Source organism: Pseudomonas sp. NFPP28, assembly GCF_900115535.1.
GTDB classification, from domain to species: Bacteria; Pseudomonadota; Gammaproteobacteria; order Pseudomonadales; family Pseudomonadaceae; genus Aquipseudomonas; species Aquipseudomonas extremorientalis.
In genome coordinates this window covers 440,145-456,265 of sequence record NZ_FOWT01000005.1, presented here as the reverse complement: position 1 = coordinate 456,265, position 16,121 = coordinate 440,145, and the positions used below count along the sequence as shown (strand labels likewise).

Sequence of the window (16,121 nt, the reverse complement as noted above, 5' to 3'; positions counted from 1 at the left end):
GAGTCATTGAACCCCGTCAGGCACGCAACTCAAACTCGGCACTGCCCAGCCTTTCCCCATTCACCCACACATGCACCACATGCCGCCCAGGGTAATGCTTGCGGGTTGTCATGTCGCGAATGTGCTGTTCGCGCCGAATGTGCTGCTGTTCCCCGGCACCCAGGCTGAACGCCTTGAGTTTGAATACCTTGTTTGCACTGTGGCCGGCGCTTTTCACATAGTCGATGGCGTAGTCCACCACCAGCTTCTGTGGGGCTGTGGCGGTGGATTCCAGGGTGAAGGACAGATTGATCCGCTCTCCCAGGTTGATCACCGCCGGCGTCACTTGCAGATGGTGGATCTTCACGTCGGCTCTGGCCCCGGCCCCCATGATCGTCAGCGCACGCGTGTTCCCTTGCTTGATCAGGCTGCGCAGCGCGTGGCGGGCGATCCAGGCGGTGTGAGGGTTATCCAGATTCCAACCTTCGATCAGGCTGAGCACCCACTCCGGGTGGTCCTTGGTGATGTCGTTGAGGTGGTTGGCCACCGACTTGCGCACGTACAGGCTGGTGTCTGCCTTGAGGTTGTCGAGGATCGACGCACACAGTTCGGGGTTGGCCTGTACTTCGGCCAGGCGGAACGACCAGGGCAAGCGCGGCCGCGAACCTTCGCTGGCCAGGCGGCGCACGTGTTCGTTGGTATCCAGCGACCATTCGTGCATCACCGCCAACGTGCGCGGGAAGTCGTGCAGTAGAAAATGGCGGATCGCGAATTCGGCGGAGCCAAACGTCGTGAAGTACTTGAGCGCGGCCATTGAACGCTTGAAATCATCCCGCCCGTAGCTCGCCACGAAGTGCGGCAGGAACAGGCTGACAAACGAACTGTTCAGGCGCGGGGCCAGGGCGTAGAGCAGCTTCAGCGTTTGCGGGTAATCCAGCGGGATCACCGCATGCAGGCTCTCGCTGACCCGCGCCATGCGCTGCATCACCGACAATTCGGCCAGCCCGGCCTTGGCGTGCTTGAGGAACCCCTTGGCGTCGAACGCCGGGTACACCGCCGTCATCTCGCTGGCGATGTGTTGCAGGCGTTCGACGTTGAAGATTTCCTTGAGGGCCGGGGCGCTTTGGTCGGTCATCGATGATTCCGTGAGTGATATTAAAGAAACCAGCGATATTCCCGCGCATTGATCTCTTGCTGGAAGGCCAAGTGATCCTGACGCTTGTTTTCGCAGTACACGTCGACAAATTCGGCGCCCAGCTTATCGCGCAATACCGCGTGATGCTGCATGGCACGCACGGCGTCGAGCATTTCCAGGGGGAAGTCGCTGCCGCTGCTGCGGTCTTCATTCAGCGGGGCGATGGGTTCGCGCCTGGCTTCAAGACCGTGTTCCAGGCCGACTAGGATCGCCGCCAGCACCAGGTACGGGTTGGCGTCGGCACTGGCCAGGCGATGTTCGATACGCAGGTTGCGCGGGTCGGATTCGGGGATGCGCACGCACGCGTCGCGGTCTTCAAAGCCCCAGCTGGCGCGGGTGGCGGCGTTGACCGTACCGCCCAGGCGGCGGAAGGCATTGTGGTTGGGTGAGAAGATCGGCATGCAGTGCGGCAGCAATTCCAGGCAGCCGGCCACGGCATGACGCAGTGGTTGCTGCTGGTGTGCCGCCAGCAAATTGTTACCCGCGCCATCATAGAGGCTGACATGCACGTGCATGCCACTGCCGGGGAATTGCAGGTAGGGCTTGGCCATGAAGCTGGCGCGGTAGCCGTGTTTCAATGCCACGCCACGGGTACTGCGGCAGAACAGGGCGGCCCAGTCGGCAGCGCGCATCCCATCGTCGAGGTGGCCGAAGTTGATTTCGAACTGGCCGGGGCCGATCTCGGCGGTGATCACGGTGATATCGATGCCCTGGTCCTTGGCGGTTTGCGCCATGTCATCCAGTACTTCGCTGAAGCGCGACAGCCGTTCGATATGCAGGTTGGGCTGGTCGTCGGCATCATCGCTCAGCGGGTCGCGGGCAAATTGCGGCAGGCCGTTGTCGAGTTTCTTGTCGAACAGGTAGAACTCCAGTTCAAACGCCACCACCGGGTGAATGCCCTTGTGTTGCAGGCGTTCCAGCACCTTGGCCAGCACTTCGCGCGGTTCGAACTCGATGGGCGCCTCGGTGCCGTCCGAGGTGATCAGCATCTGGCCCAGCGGCTGCGACTCCCAGCTCACCGGCTTGAGCGTGCCCGGCACCAGGCGGCGGTTGGCATCCGGGTCGCCGTCGTTGAAGCAGTAGTCGCCAATCTTGAACAATCCGCCCTGAACCCCCAGCAACACGGCGTTCTGTGGCAGCTTCAACGGGCTGCCGGCGGCGACTTTCTCCAGCATCTCGATAGGGTAGCGCTTGCCGTAGAAGTGCCCGGGAATGTCCAGGGCGATCAGGTCGACATAACGCACGTCCGGATAGTTCTGGCGAAAGGTCCGTACTTCGGCCAGTAACGTGGTGGCATGGCTTTTCACGGGTGTTGCTCCTAGTTGTAAACCCACAACACGCGGGCGGGCAGATCGGTGAGGTTGGCGTAACGGCAGTGAGCGAAGCTGGCCAGGTGAAAGCTGTCGCCAGGACCGAGGGTGACTGAGCCGGCTTCACCTTCCACCCACAACGTCAACTCGCCCTCCAGCACAAACCCGGCTTGTTCGGCGCGGTCGCTCATGGTCTGTTCACCGCTGTTGGCACCGGGGGCCAGCAGGCTGTCGAGCATCGAGAAGGCGCCGTTCATGCTTGGCGAAACGAGGATGTCGGTGATGCCGTTGGCGTAATACACCGTGCGCCGCTCGTTCGGGCGGGTGATCCAGTCCACGGCCTTGGGTCTGGGCTGGCTGTAGAAGTACGTGGTAGGTACCCCGAGGGCGTGGCTGATGGCGGTCAAGTCGGCCACGGTCGGGCGTGACAGGCCGCGCTCGACCTGGGACAGGAAGCCCACCGAACGCTCGATTTTCTGTGCGAGTTGGGCGAGGGTGAGCTTCTTGTGCTTGCGCAGGTCATGGATCAGCGCGGCAAGGGTTGCAAGTTCTTCTTGAGGCGTCATGAAATTAATTTCAAATAATTTCATGAAAAATTACAGGAATTATTTCACGCAGACAAGCCGCTTTGTCTCCATCCACTCGCGGTGCTCAGGGTCGGAAGATGAAAGGTGATACCTGCGCCTGGCCGCTGCGTTGCACACCACCGATCAGCAGCTGCAGGTTGCCTGTGTTGCGTGCCTGGACAAGCATATCGCTCATCGGCGCCTGCTGTTTGCGCAGGTTGGCGGAAGTGGGAACCTCAGGGTTGTATTTGCGCGATGAAAGGACCCGGGCGTCCGTGTTGCGCAGCGTCATCCAATACACGGTCGGTTGGCCGGGTCGACGGAAGACCAGCTCGGTGTTGAACGCAGAGTCGAAGACTTCATAGTGACTGCCCACCAGCAGCTCTTTCATCAGCATCTTGGTGTTGGTGTTGGTAGTGCGTTCCAGCAGGTTGGCCATCAAGGTGGGTCGCAGGCCCTCGGTGTTGAACCGTATCAGTTCGAATTGATTGGAAACGTCCAATGACCATTCGAACGGGCTCAGTCCCCTGGACAACGTGGGCATCAGCGCCAGCGGGTCGCTCGCCAACACCGCGCTTTGCTCAGTCAGTGCCGCACCAACGCCCTTCGTCCAGGCCCTCCAGTCATGCACGTTCTTGATCAAGTGAGCGAAGCCATTCGCGTTCAACCCCAATGGGTTGGCCCGGTCGAACAGGCGCTGGCTCAGTTGCCCCAGCGTGTGCGGGGTGAAAAGAGGGAACATCTGGCTCATATGCCGGGTAAGGGGGCGGGGAAAGGGTACTTGGGGCACCACGAGCCAGTTATCCAGTTGGGCGTTGTATTCCACGACTCTGGGTTGTTCCAGGTTGGCATTCGCGAGGACATCTTCGAACTGCGCGAACGTCGAGTGCGGTCGGTTTGTCGGTGTAATGACGGTCTTGGCGCCTTGTACGGCGACGACGGTATCGCCGGGCAGAATCGCGTAGTAATGCTCGCCGATCTTGATGTAGTCCCGTAACGCCTGGCTGGGGGTGGCGTTGCTCCGCCGCCAGATGCCCGGGCGTCCCGGTACGGCGGTCATTGCCTGGTGTTCAAAGGCTTGCCCCCACTCCAGGAAGCGCTCGGCGGCCGGGCGTTGGGTGACCGTGGGCGGCGCGGGCGGCCGGTGCGGGCCGGGCGCGGGGTCGATTGTGCCGGCCGCGTGTGAGCCCGGCAGGTCTGTGCCTCTCAAACGTGCCCAGAAGCGCTCCTGGGAAATGCGCAGGTAGGTGAAGCTTGTATCGAGCTGGTCTGGCGCCAGCCTGAGGTGCAGCACCGTTTGCATTTGATGTTCCAGCACGCGGTTCACGGGAAAATCGAATGACTCGAATACCCGTCGGGCCTGCTGCTGATCCAAATGCGGGAAGAGGTCTATCAAGGCTCTTTCGGGCTGGGTCGGGTAAGAGTTTCCACCGCGCAAGCCCAGGTACGGAGAGCGTATTTCCCACACACCTTGTGCGGTGCGGTAAAGCGGGTCGCCTTTATAAGCGCTGGGCGCCCGCCGTGGGTCCCTCAGCCGCCAGACTTGCGCATCGTTATCCCGGCGGATCGAATACCAACGCTTGTTCTCCAGCAGAAAATGCCGGGGCGCCTCATAGGTGCCCGGCGTCACAGTGTCTTGCACGTAAATCTGCTGACCCGCCCAGCCCGCCAGGGGGGAGATGCCTTCCGGCTTCTTCCTTAATGCCAGCATTGGGTTGATCGCACGGCCGCGACCTATGGCAGTACCTGTGGGCGTGACGCGCGCAGCCCCCATGACGCCATCCAGCACGGCCCCGACCATCTCACCCAAGGCACGCACGACGTACCCAGCGGCGGCCGCACGGTCGCCGAGCTGTGCGGCTTCCACGGCATTGATGATCGACAGCAGACTTCTGGACAGACCGACAGGCAACATCACCTTCACCGGGAAAAACAGGGTCGCGAAGTCCAGGGCCGCGGTGAGGACGGTCGTCGCGCTCTCGAGATTGGTCTCCTGGGTGCTGGTCGACTGTGCATTCGCGTCATTGATCACCGCCGACGCTTCTGCCTGGTAGGCCTCTTCAAGAAAATGATCGGCGATGCGGCTCAAGGCGATCACTGTCTCGTTGGCGCCGCCTTTGAGCAGGCGCTGGATACGCGGGCGTGCGCTGAGTTCTACGCGGGCGGTCAAGTAGTCACGCCACGCCGCATGATTGATGAAGTCGCGGTGCATGGCCGATGCGTCGGCGTACTCGTGAAACAACCGCCCATTGGCGGCACCAGGGGTATACACCACTAGTGACGCGACACTCTGCGTCGCAGTGGAAAACACCAGGACGCCACGAACGCGTTCACCGCGCAGCTTCAGGCGGCTGACCATGATCCGGTGTTCTTCGACGGTAGGGCGCTTGTCGTCATCGACAGGCCCGGCGAGGGCGCTCATCACCCACTTGTAGCCGCGGTCCAGGCGGTCCGGCAGGAAGTCACCGGCGATTTTCGCTTCGATGGCGTCCACCCGCAGTTGCAGGGCCATGCACCGGACGTAACGATCTTGCTCGGCTTGCGCTTCGTCGGAACTGATCAGGCGCTTTTTCAGGAATTGCTCGTAGCTGTTGCCAATGTTGACGCTGCGCACCAGGTCTTTGATTTGCTGCATCGTCAAGGCGGAGTAAGGTTTCTGTTCGGTGTCCGTCAGCCGCGAAAAGTGGGTGAAGTTGAGATCCAGCCATTCGACGTTTTCAAGCGCCAACTCCGTCAGGCTGAGTGCGCGCTGCGTGTAGACCGGCGTGCCTGGCTCAGATGGATGCGGCTTGCCGCCGGGCACATAACTGCCGGTAGGCCGAAGCGCATAGGTTTTGGTGTGGATGATGAGGGTGTCGGGGTCGACCGCCAGGCTGTGGTCGTCGATAAGTCGCTGGCGCAGTTGTTCATTGCTGTAGGACAGCAATACGGAGGGATCACTGAATTGGGACAACGAAGGCAGCCCTTCCGACACGGTCAGGCCTTGTAATTCATCGGTGTAGTCCTTCACCGCATGCGCCCAGGTCTGCTGGTCGTCACGGCTTGCTTCCTTGAGAAACTGCTGGAGTTGGCGCCGCAGTTTCTTGGTGTGCCGGGCTATCAATACCCCACCGACGTCGAATGCGCGGGTGAAATCGGTCACCCTGTCGAGACTTGCCGGCAAGAGCCAGGCATCCAGCGTTGCGGCCTGACGCTGGTAGTGAGCGACCATCCAGGTGAAGTCCGCTTGCGTCCGTTCATGCAGTGAGTCCTGGCTATAGAGGAAGATCGATTCCAGCCGCTCGATGTAGCGAAATTGACCGCTGGCGATCTGTTGTTGATGAAACGCCAGGCCGCTCGCCCGGTCGTTTTCGCCCATCAGGCCCAGAATATCGGTGAACGCTTGGGGGTCGTTGAGTCGACGATGCAATTCGCGATCGAGGCTTGCCAGCGAATCGAAGGCTTCGAAGCCGCTGTTCGGCAGAAACAGCAAGACGCTGCCGACATTGGCCTGAGGTGTGATGTCACGCACCTGCGGTGGCGGCTCCTCACCCGCGCGGTGTACCTGGTCATCGTCCTGGTCACGGGCCGTGAGCACGAATGCGCCATACAGCGGGATATCCCGGGACAATTTGTCCTTGATCGCCAGCCCGTAGGCACAGGGACGATAGCCGTTCAAGGCACGACGGGATGCGGCATCCGGGTAGCCCATGACGCGCAGGAGCAGCAACTCGCTCGCTACATCGAGCACGCCATCAAGCTTCAACAGTTCCGCTTCGGCCCTCATTACGTCCAGGCGTTTCTCGGCCAGCCATTGCTTGCAGGTCCGCGTATCGTGGGGGCCGATGGGGGCATTCCAGAAGTGCTCCACATAGGTCTTGAAGCCCACGGCCAGGGTGCTGGTGAAGGTGTCGAGAAAACGGTCGAATGCTTGCGGGGTAAGACCCTGTACGGCACCGTCGTCACGGCCGTCGCTGGTCAGGTGGAAATGGGTCGGTTGCCCGGCATAGTGGGCGGCCTGTCGGGTGACCAGGCGTTCCACGACCGCATCCATGAGGGTGGGTAGTAACGGGGTGGATGCGTCCTGCCGTGCGGTGGTGGTCGTGTTTGCTCCATGAGCTGTGGGCGCGGGGTCGATCCTGAGGAATGTCTTGGTCAGGTCGAGGGGCGTGGCCAGTGTGTTGAACGATTGATTGAACGCGTCCTGCACAAAGCTGCGGAAGGTGGGTTGTCGTTGGAACTGCTCGTTGATTTGGGCATTCAGCGTCTGGATTTTTTCGGTCAGGCGCGTTTTCCGGCGGCTGTCGCGTGTGTGCAAAGTGGTGAGCATCGGGCTGGATAGGGCGTTGCTGTATCCCATGGCAATTACCTGCAAAGAAAGGTGAGCGGCCATGGTGGTGCTGGCGCGGGCACGCCGTGCGCTACTCAGGTAACACGTCAAGGCGGCACCTGGGAGGCGTCTGTCGCGGCGACGGAATGTTTGCGTGGCGCAGCGGTCCCAGCCTGGTAAGCCCCCATCATTGAAGGAGCACCCATGAAATCCAGATCCCTCGCTGCCTGCCTGCTGGTCGCCACCAGCCTGTCCACCGCCAGCTTTATCGTGCAGGCCGGTGACACCCCACAGGAAACCGTACAACCTTCGAACATCAATACCCGTGACTTGAAAGAAGGTGACCGTGCCCCGGATATCCTGATGCGCAAGGAGTCGGCCGTCAGCGACTGGAAAAAGCGCGGTCTCAAACAGCCTGAAGAAGACAGCCAGTGGGCGCGGGTAGGCGATAAGTTCGTGCTGCTCAAAACCACCAACGGCACCATTCTCGAGATCACCCCTGTCAAGAAATGACCTTGCATTTGTGCCCTGTTCCTGAGTTAAGGTAGCCGGCTGAAACGGCCGTGTTACCTTCAAGGAAAGAGAGCAGGATGCTTGCGACAATAAGAAACTACCCCCGCACTGTTAACCTGTTGCTGTCCGCCACATTGCTGCTCACGCTGGCCAAGGCAATCACGTTTCCCTACCTGGTGATCTACCTCACCCACCATTTTTCCCTCGACATCACCCAGGTTGGCCTGGTGATCGGCAGTTCGTTGATCGTCGGCTCGCTGCTCAGTGTGTATGGCGGTTTCCTGGTCGACCGTATCAACAGTTATCGGTTGTTGCTGACCTTCAGCGTGCTATTTGTGCTGGGCTTTGTCGGTACTGTTCTGGCCCAGAACATCTGGGCGTTCTACAGCTGCCTGATCCTGATCAACCTGGCTTATGCGGTGATCGATATCGCGGTCAAGGCCGGTTTTGCCAGCCTGTTGCCCGAAGACGCCCGCAGCGAAGTGTTTTCCATCAAGTACACCCTGACCAACATCGGTTATGCGGTTGGGCCCGCTTTCGGGGCGGTGCTGGCCAAGCTGGATATCAGCGTGCCGTTTATCCTTTCGGCGCTGTTGGGGGTAGGGTTTTTCCTGCTGTATTGGCGCTGGGGCGACCGTACCCTGGCCACCGTTGATGCCACGCAAAAGCCGGTGCCATTCCTTGCCGTCGGGCGAGTACTTTTAAGGGATCATCGTCTCGTGTGCTTCACTCTCGGCGGTGTACTCAGTGCCGTGGTGTTCGGCCAGTTCACCGCGTGGCTGTCGCAATACCTGGTGACCACCACCACCGCCGAATACACCTACACCGTGGTCAGCGCCGTGCTGACCACCAACGCGGTGTTGGTGATTGCCCTGCAATACCTGATCGGGCGGCGTATATCGCACCGTTACCTCGGCCAGTGGCTGGTCGCGGGCCTGGGCATGTTCATGCTGGGGATCATCGGGTTTGCGCTGTCCACCAGCGTACTGTGGTGGGTGCTGGCGATGGCGGTGTTCACCGTGGGGGAGATCATTGTGTTCCCGGCCGAGTACATGTTCATCGACCGGATCGCTCCGGACCACTTGCGCGGCATGTACTACGGGGCACAGAACCTGTCCAACCTGGGCGCCGCGCTGGGGCCGGTGTTGTGCGGGCTGGTGCTGGCCAGCCTGCCGGCCCATTACATGTTCTGGATGCTGGGAGCGTTTATCGTCGGGGGCGGGGTGTTCTACTTTATTGGGGCGTCGTTGAAGGCAAGTCATCCAGCGTGAGCTTGCCCATGGTGTTGCTCTGCAGTTCGTAACGCAGCTCTTCCACCATCTTTTCCACTTCTTGCGGGGTCTGCAGGCGGTTGGTGCTGATCCCGGTGACGACCAGGTCGACCCGGCCGGTTTCGGCGTCATAGACCTTGAGGGTCAGGGACGCATCCCGGCACAGGGTGAACTCGCACGTCAGCGGCGACAGGCCTTCTTCGATGCAGTTTCGCAGTTGAGAGAGGGTAAACATGCGGGTTCCTTCAGGCATTCAGTTTGATACCTTGAAGGTTATTGACTAGCCGTCGCCGCAATAAGGCGAATTCGCACTAGGTGCACTAGTGCATTTGCACTGTCACGGCTTGTTTTTGACCCGCAATTCCCCGGCGAACAGCCCGCGTTCACGGGCCCAGACGATGGCAGCGCTGCGGCTGTGCACCCCCAGTTTGGAGTACACCGTGGCCACATGATTACGCACGGTGTTGGGCGCCAGTTTCAGGCGCGAGGCGATCTCCTTGTCGGCCAGCCCCTCACAGATCAGGCCCAGTACATCGCGCTCGCGGGCGGTAAGGTCGGTAAAGGCCACGTTCGTTTGGCTGGCGCTGTTGACGCTCTTGGCGTTGGCCAGTTTTTCGATCAGCGTCTGGCTGAACCACGAGGCGTCCTGCATCACTTCCTCGATGGCCGCCACCAGCTCCAGCTCCGAGCGTTTGCGTTCGGTGATGTTCATCATCACCATCAGGTAGCAGGGCACGTCCTGGATGATCACGGTGTCGGCGGAGACCACGCAGTCGATCACCTCGTTGCCTTTCTTGCGCACCTTGAGGTCCTGGCCGTCGAGGTTGCCGGCTTTTTCCAGGCTGGCGAACAACTGTGCGGCAGCCTGGGGGCTGTCGATAAAGTCGATGTCCTCGATCGATTTGCCGATCAGCTCTTCACTGATGTAGCCGGTGATGCTCATGAAGGCTTCGTTGATATCCACCACCTGGCGGTTACCGGCGCTGCACACCAGGGTCGGCACCGGAGTCAGGCGGAAGGATTTGGCGAAGCGCTCCTCACTCTGACGCAGGGCAATTTCCGCTTTGCGCCGTGGCTCCAGGTCCATGAAGGAAAACAGCATGCAGTCCTCTTCGTTCATGTCCAATGGCTGGCCAGCAACGATTACCAGCTTGCTGCCGCCTCCGGGCAGCCGTAGCTCCGCCTGCATCTGCGGGATGGTCGCGCCTTCGCCCAGGCGCTGGATGGCCAGGTCCTTGCGTTCGGCCTGTTCCAGTACATCCAGTTCATACACCGATTTGCCGATGACCTGGTCGCGGTTGTAGCCGGTCATCTCCAGGAAACCCTGGTTGACCTTGATATAGCGCAGGTCGCTGAGGCGACAGATCACCGCCGGCGCCGGGTTGGCATTGAAGGTTTTTTCGAAGCGCTGCTCGGCGCTGGCCCACTCGGTGGCGTCGCTGAGTATCAGCACCAGCAGTTCCGGTTCACCGTGGGAGTCGGTGATCACCAGGCTGCGCAGGCGGTGCACCCAGGTTTTTTCTTCGTCGGCGGTGGGCGTGACTTCCACCACCACGTCGCTGAACTCATCGCCCGCCGCGGCCCGGGCCAGCGGGTAGTTGTCTGCCTGCACCGGGTGGTTGTTGCGGTAGCGCAGGGCAAAGCGTTCGGCGTATTGCTGCCCGTTGGCCCCCAGCCCCATCACGTCACCCACGCCATGCATGGTCAGCGCGGCCTCATTGGCCCACAGGATGGTCTGGTCGACCTCGGCCAGAATCACCCCGTCGGACAGGCCGGAGATGATCTGCTGCAACTGGCGGCGGTTGGTTTCCTTGGCAAGCACATCCTGGGTCATAGGTCTTCCTGAGAGTGGGCGCATGGAATTACGACACCTGGGGCTCAGGATAGTGCAGGTGCACCAGGCGCAGACCTGCGTAAAATGCCCGTTTCATACGTATCAGGCACAGGTGCATTTTGAGCGCAGGCAAAGCCGTCGGACTGTTGTTACTCACCTCACTGCTGACGGCGTGCGGCACCTCGCCGCCACGTACGCCAAATGATCTGTGCGGCATCTTCCGCGAAAAAGACGACTGGTACGACGCTGCCAAAGTCACGCAAAAACGCTGGGGCGTACCGATCCAGGTGCCGTTCGCGATCATGTATCAGGAGTCCGGCTTCCATCAGGACGCCTTGGCCCCGCGTAAATACCTGCTGTGGATCATTCCCTGGGGCCGCGTCTCCACCGCCGCCGGCTACGCCCAGGCCAAGGACGAGGTGTGGAACGACTACCGCAAGAGCACCGGCCGCAGCGGCGCCAGCCGCCAGGACTTCGACGACGCCATCGACTTTGTCGGCTGGTACATGGACAAGACCTACACCATCAACGGCGTCTACAAATACGACGCCTACGGCCAGTACCTGAACTACCACGAAGGCTGGGGCGGCTATCGCCAGCGCACCTACGCCGCCAAGGCCTGGCTGCCACCGGTAGCCAGCAAGGTACAGGCGCGGTCGCAGATGTATGCGGCGCAATATGCGCGGTGCAAGGATGACTTGGGGCGGGGGTTCTGGAGTCGGTTCTGGCATTGGTTTTAAGGGGCAGCCCTTTCAAGGTCTTAAGGTCACAGGCGGTAAGTACCCTGTGGCGAGCGGGCTTGCCCCGCGTTGGGTCGCGAAGCGACCCTGGAGGAAGGAATGCGGTGAATCAGGCACTCCTCGGCCGCTGGTTTTGGGGCCGCTTCGCAGCCCAACGCGGGGCAAGCCCGCTCGCCACAGTTGCAGTGACCGCCCTATTGGGAGGGTATCGTGAAGAGCACAGCGTGGGGATGAGCTACATCTGAATCAACCAACCCACCAAAGGCACTATCATCAGCGTACTCAACGCCATTGAGGTGACATTGCCAATGTACGGGTGAAAGTGTGCGGGCAAGCGACCTGCAATTGCACAGGCCAGTGGCGGCGCGATCAAAGCCCCGAGCAGTGCACTTGAACCGATGACGGTCCAACTGCCACCGTGGGTCAATACAGCCGCCGGGACCACTGAGACCAGTGGAACGTAGGTCGGATACCATCCGCGTTTCTTCCACTGTTTTCGCCAGATCGCGACACCCAGTGCCGATGTCAGCGCCTGGGCCGCTATCAGGGGCAACACCAGGCCTGATCCATACGCCGGGCTGATCGGGTTCAGCGCATAGGCTACCAGTACACCTGCCAGCAACCCGAGACTGGCAAGTTCGTTCCCGAAAAAAGGCGCTTCGGAAAAATCTGCGAGCACCCGACGCAGACTCCAGGCAATACCATAAGTGGGGGGCGGGGCGGGGGCCGGTTTGGCGAGGGCTATGTAATCAGAACTCACCAACGACGGCACTCGGCGACAAAGTACAAACGCAATGACGCTGCCGAGTGCCATGCCCACCACGTTGCCGATCACCACTGGAAGACCCAGTGGAACGCATACGAAGTTCACGATCAGCAGACAAAGGGGGGTCACCAGCAATGCGCCGAATACCGCACCGTTTACGGCAACTTTCCAGCCGCCGCCGAACATCAGCACCATGGCTGCCGGTAACGAGACGAATGCCGCAAACGTGGGTTGCCACGTTTGTGCGGTGACGCTCCAACCCCACAGAAGATTGCTCAACATCAGCCCCAGCAGTGAACTTGTCACCAACCAAGGCCATAGCCCTGTTCCGTAGGAAATAGAAAACCCTTGCCAGGCTTTACCGTGCTTGCTCGCCCACCATGCAAGGTAGGCGCCGCCCAACAAACCGAGCGATGCCAGTTCGTGCTTGTAGAAGGCTACTTCACTGATATCCCCGACTATCCACCGCAGCCAGGCAACGGGATGGGGCAGGCTTGTGATCATCTCGGTATAGCCCGGCCAGGACCACTGGTTGCTAAGTGCAACCCACAGCATCAATAGCACGCTGGCTAATCCCAACATCAGGACGGTTATATCGGCCATGGACCGGCGGGGCCTCGTTTCTGTAATGAGTGTTTTCATACAGAGCCCTCCGATCAGCGTGGAAGGGCAGGGTGGCGGGAGTAGCCAAGCATTTGATCGTAGAGATCATTGCGTCGATCACGCTGCAGGTCATTAAGGCTGTTCCAGATCGGAGCACTGCGGGCGCTGGTGATATCAATGTCGGCGAACAGGATTTCCTGGCGATTGGCTGAAGCTACCGGGCCTATAGGCCAGCCGTTGGTTCCGGCAATCAACGAGCATCCGAGGTAGCGCGCTTCCCGCTCTTCGCCAATGCGGCTGGCGGCAGCGATAAACACGTTATTGACGTGGGCGGCGGTCATCGTCAGGTACGACGCCATGCATTTGCCTGCCTCATCGAACAGGGGCGGAGGCGTCCACACCCAGTTGTTCAGGCTGCAAATGATATCGGCGCCCTGCTGGCTGAGAATACGTGGCACCTCCGGGAACCAGATATCCCAGCAAATCAGCAAGCCAATGCGGCCTATCGGCGTTTCAAATACTGGAAATCCGCTATCACCAGGCGTGAACCAGAGCTTTTCCAGGTTCCATAGATGTGCCTTGCGGTATTTGCCGATGAACCCATCGGGACCTAGCAGCACAGCCGTATTGAATAACTGCATACCGTCTATTTCGCACAGGCCCGCCACCAGGTACACCTGGTGCTTGCAGGCAAAATCTGCCCACGCCCGCACACTATCGCCGCCTGGTATCAGCTCTGCATGATCAAAGGCGTCCTGGCGGCTGCTGAAGAAATACCCGCAATTGGTAAGTTCGGGCAGTACGATCAGATTCGCTCCACCGTTTGCCGCCTCGGTCGCCAGTGCAAGACTTTGACGCAGGTTGTTGGTTCGGTTGTTCATGCCAACCTGAGGGTCCAGTTGGATGACGGCTACGCGGGCGGGGCTTGCTGGTTCGCTCATGGCGGTGACCTCTTATTGTTATGCAACCGGGAGTCGGTTGGGCGTTTATAAGAGGCGAACAAATGTTTAATTAAAAGTCAGGTGATTCCCGTTGCGTTGTAGTCTCTTTCTTTTACGGTTCAGCTTTGTAGAGTGGGTAGTCATGCATCGTAAAGTCGCCATTGAAATCGGCTTGGGTTTTACTGCAAATGTTTATCACGGTATCAATTGCTCCCCTGAAGCAAGGTTCCGTCCAACCCGCATCTACGGAGAAAGATTCACCGCAGAGATACAAACCTGAGGTGTGAGAAAAATCTCGATTGTATTTCAGTAGCTTCATGGCATCGTAATAAGTACCTGCACGATAAAGTTTTGCACAGCCAAGGGAGTTTTTATCATTCATCCACCGTTGAACCACCGCGTTATCGCGTCCGATATACGGTGATATTCTTTCCTTTATATTGGCAGATTTCAAAAGAATTCTGTCGAGGTCTTCGATGCACCGGTCAACCAGTTCTTTGTCAGTAAATATCGATAGTTTGGTAGCGTCGTCTTCCCATGTGTAGCTGAGAAGGATGCAATCGTAGGTATTGGTAGCGTTGTAGCGGTAAGTGTATACGTCATGAATCAAGCTATCTGTGACGATGGCTTGAGGGATTTTTTTATTTTGAGAGAGAAACGACTTTTTGAGAGGTGCGTACACCTTGCAGCTGGTTTCCCAGTGGGCTGACTTATAGGCTTCTATGACTTCAAATGGAAGCATTTCCTGGGTGAAGTTTTCAATTGATATGTGTGTTTCGATCAGCCACGAAGGCAGTGTCATTACCACAGAGTCGTAATCGATGAACTCTTTCTTTGCCTGTTCTTTTTGTGTGATGTTCCAGTCGAAATAGACCCGTATTTTCCCGTTCTTTAGTTTCTTGAGCTTTGTCACTGCACTGCTGGTCATGAAACCTGAATGACTTTTTATGAGGTGCTCGTATAGAGACTCATGTGTTTCTTGGGATTTGATGAAAAGGAGTGATTCGGCCAGTGAACCAAGGCCGATGTAGGTGGGTTTGTTGAATGCAAGGCCTCTTGAATCCAAGGTCTCTGGATGATTCAAGTAAGGCGATGCTATCGGTTTACCGTCCACGTCTACGCGCCCGTGGATTAATTGCAGATGACTGCTGAATCCAAATATCGCCGTGCGAAGTGGGTAAAGCGAGCATACGTCATAGAATGCCCCCCAACTGCCGTCACCAATGCCGATGGCGTAGAAAACAGCGGATTCCTGTGCGGTCATACCCAAACCACCGAAGTTTCCAGGGTCGCTGTGGTGCCAGCCATCAAGGCTTGGCATTTTTACCAATTCGCGGAAGGAAACACTTTCATATTTTTTGACGATTGAATTCCACATGTGCTCCCAGCCTTCACAACCGTAATGCTCGGAGACAATCAGCGTCATTCGCTCGGCGAAGGTTTTCCATTTTGCGAAAACACTAGCCAGTGTTTGACCGGGAGGCGGTGTTTTGCCATCAGTATTTTTCCAGATAAGCATTGTGGGTTCGGTGCTGTCATCTATGCTCCCTTCACGTAGAAATATACCCGTGGACCGGACTGCAGGGCTGCCTGGGTTGGGAAAGTCTGTATGGCGCAATTCGAAATCGTTGGCGTAATAGGCCATGAGTGAACGCCCATCTTTAGGCAGTTCGTTTGATTTATTGAAGAACGGCATTCTCATTGCGCCCATTTCGAAAGGTGGTCTTCCAACGGTATCGGTATTGTTATTTCCAAGGGCCGTAAGGTGCCTGCCGCCTATACGTTGTGACTTTTCAATTAACGTTATGTTTGTGAAACCACATCGGTAAAGTTCACGTGCAGTTGTCAGTCCAGTAATGCCAGCGCCAATGATGCAAATTTTATGATGTGGCTCAGTGGCTTGGGCAATGCCATTGAATTGTTCCACCAAGGTGCGGTAGTCAAAACATAAGTCTGGTGGGTTTGGAAAGCTGGCCGCCCATTTGCTCTTGCTGGAGCGCTTTTTTCGATGAGCGTGTTGGGCTGTATCTGCGGGGTAATTAAAGGTGGAACCGATGGTCATTCTGATATTTCCTGTTCAGAGTTAACGGACTC

12 protein-coding genes are annotated in these 16,121 nt (G+C 58.6%); 3 read left to right on the top strand and 9 right to left on the bottom strand.

What is annotated here, in order from left to right:
* Positions 1-16 precede the first annotated feature (16 nt).
* The 4 genes from BM110_RS15870 to BM110_RS15855 form a co-directional block, all read right to left on the bottom strand.
* Positions 17-1,114 (bottom strand): DNA alkylation repair protein, encoded by a 1,098-nt coding sequence (locus tag BM110_RS15870; RefSeq protein ID WP_092249711.1) that lies wholly within the window; start codon positions 1,112-1,114, stop codon positions 17-19.
* Between the two features lie 20 nt (positions 1,115-1,134).
* Entirely contained in the window at positions 1,135-2,481 is a 1,347-nt protein-coding gene (locus tag BM110_RS15865; protein ID WP_093513794.1) for a glutamine synthetase family protein, read from the bottom strand.
* Between the two features lie 11 nt (positions 2,482-2,492).
* Positions 2,493-3,050, bottom strand: coding sequence for a helix-turn-helix domain-containing protein (locus BM110_RS15860; protein WP_093127236.1), 558 nt, complete (start codon positions 3,048-3,050; stop codon positions 2,493-2,495).
* Positions 3,051-3,135: 85 nt separating this feature from the next.
* On the bottom strand, positions 3,136-7,470 hold the full coding sequence (locus BM110_RS15855) for a dermonecrotic toxin domain-containing protein (protein WP_139220338.1): 4,335 nt from the start codon (positions 7,468-7,470) through the stop codon (positions 3,136-3,138).
* A gap of 93 nt (positions 7,471-7,563) precedes the next feature.
* On the opposite strand from BM110_RS15855, the gene BM110_RS15850 reads away from it, so the two are divergent.
* Both BM110_RS15850 and BM110_RS15845 read left to right on the top strand, forming a co-directional pair.
* Complete coding sequence (locus BM110_RS15850) at positions 7,564-7,872, top strand: RcnB family protein (RefSeq protein ID WP_092249723.1); 309 nt, start codon at positions 7,564-7,566, stop codon at positions 7,870-7,872.
* Between the two features lie 77 nt (positions 7,873-7,949).
* Positions 7,950-9,143, top strand: coding sequence for an MFS transporter (locus tag BM110_RS15845; protein WP_092249726.1), 1,194 nt, complete (start codon positions 7,950-7,952; stop codon positions 9,141-9,143).
* On the opposite strand, the gene BM110_RS15840 is transcribed toward BM110_RS15845, so the two are convergent.
* On the bottom strand, positions 9,106-9,378 hold the full coding sequence (locus BM110_RS15840; protein ID WP_071489650.1) for a DUF1652 domain-containing protein: 273 nt from the start codon (positions 9,376-9,378) through the stop codon (positions 9,106-9,108). The genes BM110_RS15845 and BM110_RS15840 overlap by 38 nt on opposite strands.
* 102 nt (positions 9,379-9,480) lie before the next feature.
* Positions 9,481-10,977 (bottom strand): PAS domain S-box protein, encoded by a 1,497-nt coding sequence (locus BM110_RS15835; RefSeq protein ID WP_071489649.1) that lies wholly within the window; start codon positions 10,975-10,977, stop codon positions 9,481-9,483.
* Positions 10,978-11,096: 119 nt separating this feature from the next.
* Between BM110_RS15835 and BM110_RS15830 the strand changes: the two genes are divergently transcribed.
* Positions 11,097-11,717 (top strand): transglycosylase SLT domain-containing protein, encoded by a 621-nt coding sequence (locus BM110_RS15830; RefSeq protein ID WP_093513792.1) that lies wholly within the window; start codon positions 11,097-11,099, stop codon positions 11,715-11,717.
* A gap of 235 nt (positions 11,718-11,952) precedes the next feature.
* Here BM110_RS15830 and BM110_RS15825 read toward each other — a convergent pair whose 3' ends face one another.
* From BM110_RS15825 to BM110_RS15815, 3 genes are all read right to left on the bottom strand, one after another.
* Positions 11,953-13,125 carry a hypothetical protein gene (locus BM110_RS15825; protein WP_170856120.1) on the bottom strand — a complete coding sequence of 391 codons (1,173 nt, stop codon included), beginning with the start codon at positions 13,123-13,125 and terminating at the stop codon, positions 11,953-11,955.
* 14 nt (positions 13,126-13,139) lie between these two features.
* On the bottom strand, positions 13,140-14,027 hold the full coding sequence (locus BM110_RS15820; protein ID WP_092249731.1) for a nitrilase family protein: 888 nt from the start codon (positions 14,025-14,027) through the stop codon (positions 13,140-13,142).
* Between the two features lie 112 nt (positions 14,028-14,139).
* Complete coding sequence (locus tag BM110_RS15815) at positions 14,140-16,089, bottom strand: flavin monoamine oxidase family protein (RefSeq protein WP_093513791.1); 1,950 nt, start codon at positions 16,087-16,089, stop codon at positions 14,140-14,142.
* Positions 16,090-16,121 lie beyond the last annotated feature (32 nt).

What these genes read in the sequence shown, in the direction of transcription:
- BM110_RS15860 (WP_093127236.1), bottom strand. Translation starts at nt 3,050, where the DNA reads ATGACGCCTCAAGAAGAACTTGCAACCCTTGCCGCGCTGATCCATGAC.
- BM110_RS15870 (WP_092249711.1), bottom strand. Translation starts at nt 1,114, where the DNA reads ATGACCGACCAAAGCGCCCCGGCCCTCAAGGAAATCTTCAACGTCGAA.
- BM110_RS15845 (WP_092249726.1), top strand. Translation starts at nt 7,950, where the DNA reads ATGCTTGCGACAATAAGAAACTACCCCCGCACTGTTAACCTGTTGCTG.
- BM110_RS15840 (WP_071489650.1), bottom strand. Translation starts at nt 9,378, where the DNA reads ATGTTTACCCTCTCTCAACTGCGAAACTGCATCGAAGAAGGCCTGTCG.
- BM110_RS15825 (WP_170856120.1), bottom strand. Translation starts at nt 13,125, where the DNA reads ATGAAAACACTCATTACAGAAACGAGGCCCCGCCGGTCCATGGCCGAT.
- BM110_RS15815 (WP_093513791.1), bottom strand. Translation starts at nt 16,089, where the DNA reads ATGACCATCGGTTCCACCTTTAATTACCCCGCAGATACAGCCCAACAC.
- BM110_RS15835 (WP_071489649.1), bottom strand. Translation starts at nt 10,977, where the DNA reads ATGACCCAGGATGTGCTTGCCAAGGAAACCAACCGCCGCCAGTTGCAG.
- BM110_RS15850 (WP_092249723.1), top strand. Translation starts at nt 7,564, where the DNA reads ATGAAATCCAGATCCCTCGCTGCCTGCCTGCTGGTCGCCACCAGCCTG.
- BM110_RS15820 (WP_092249731.1), bottom strand. Translation starts at nt 14,027, where the DNA reads ATGAGCGAACCAGCAAGCCCCGCCCGCGTAGCCGTCATCCAACTGGAC.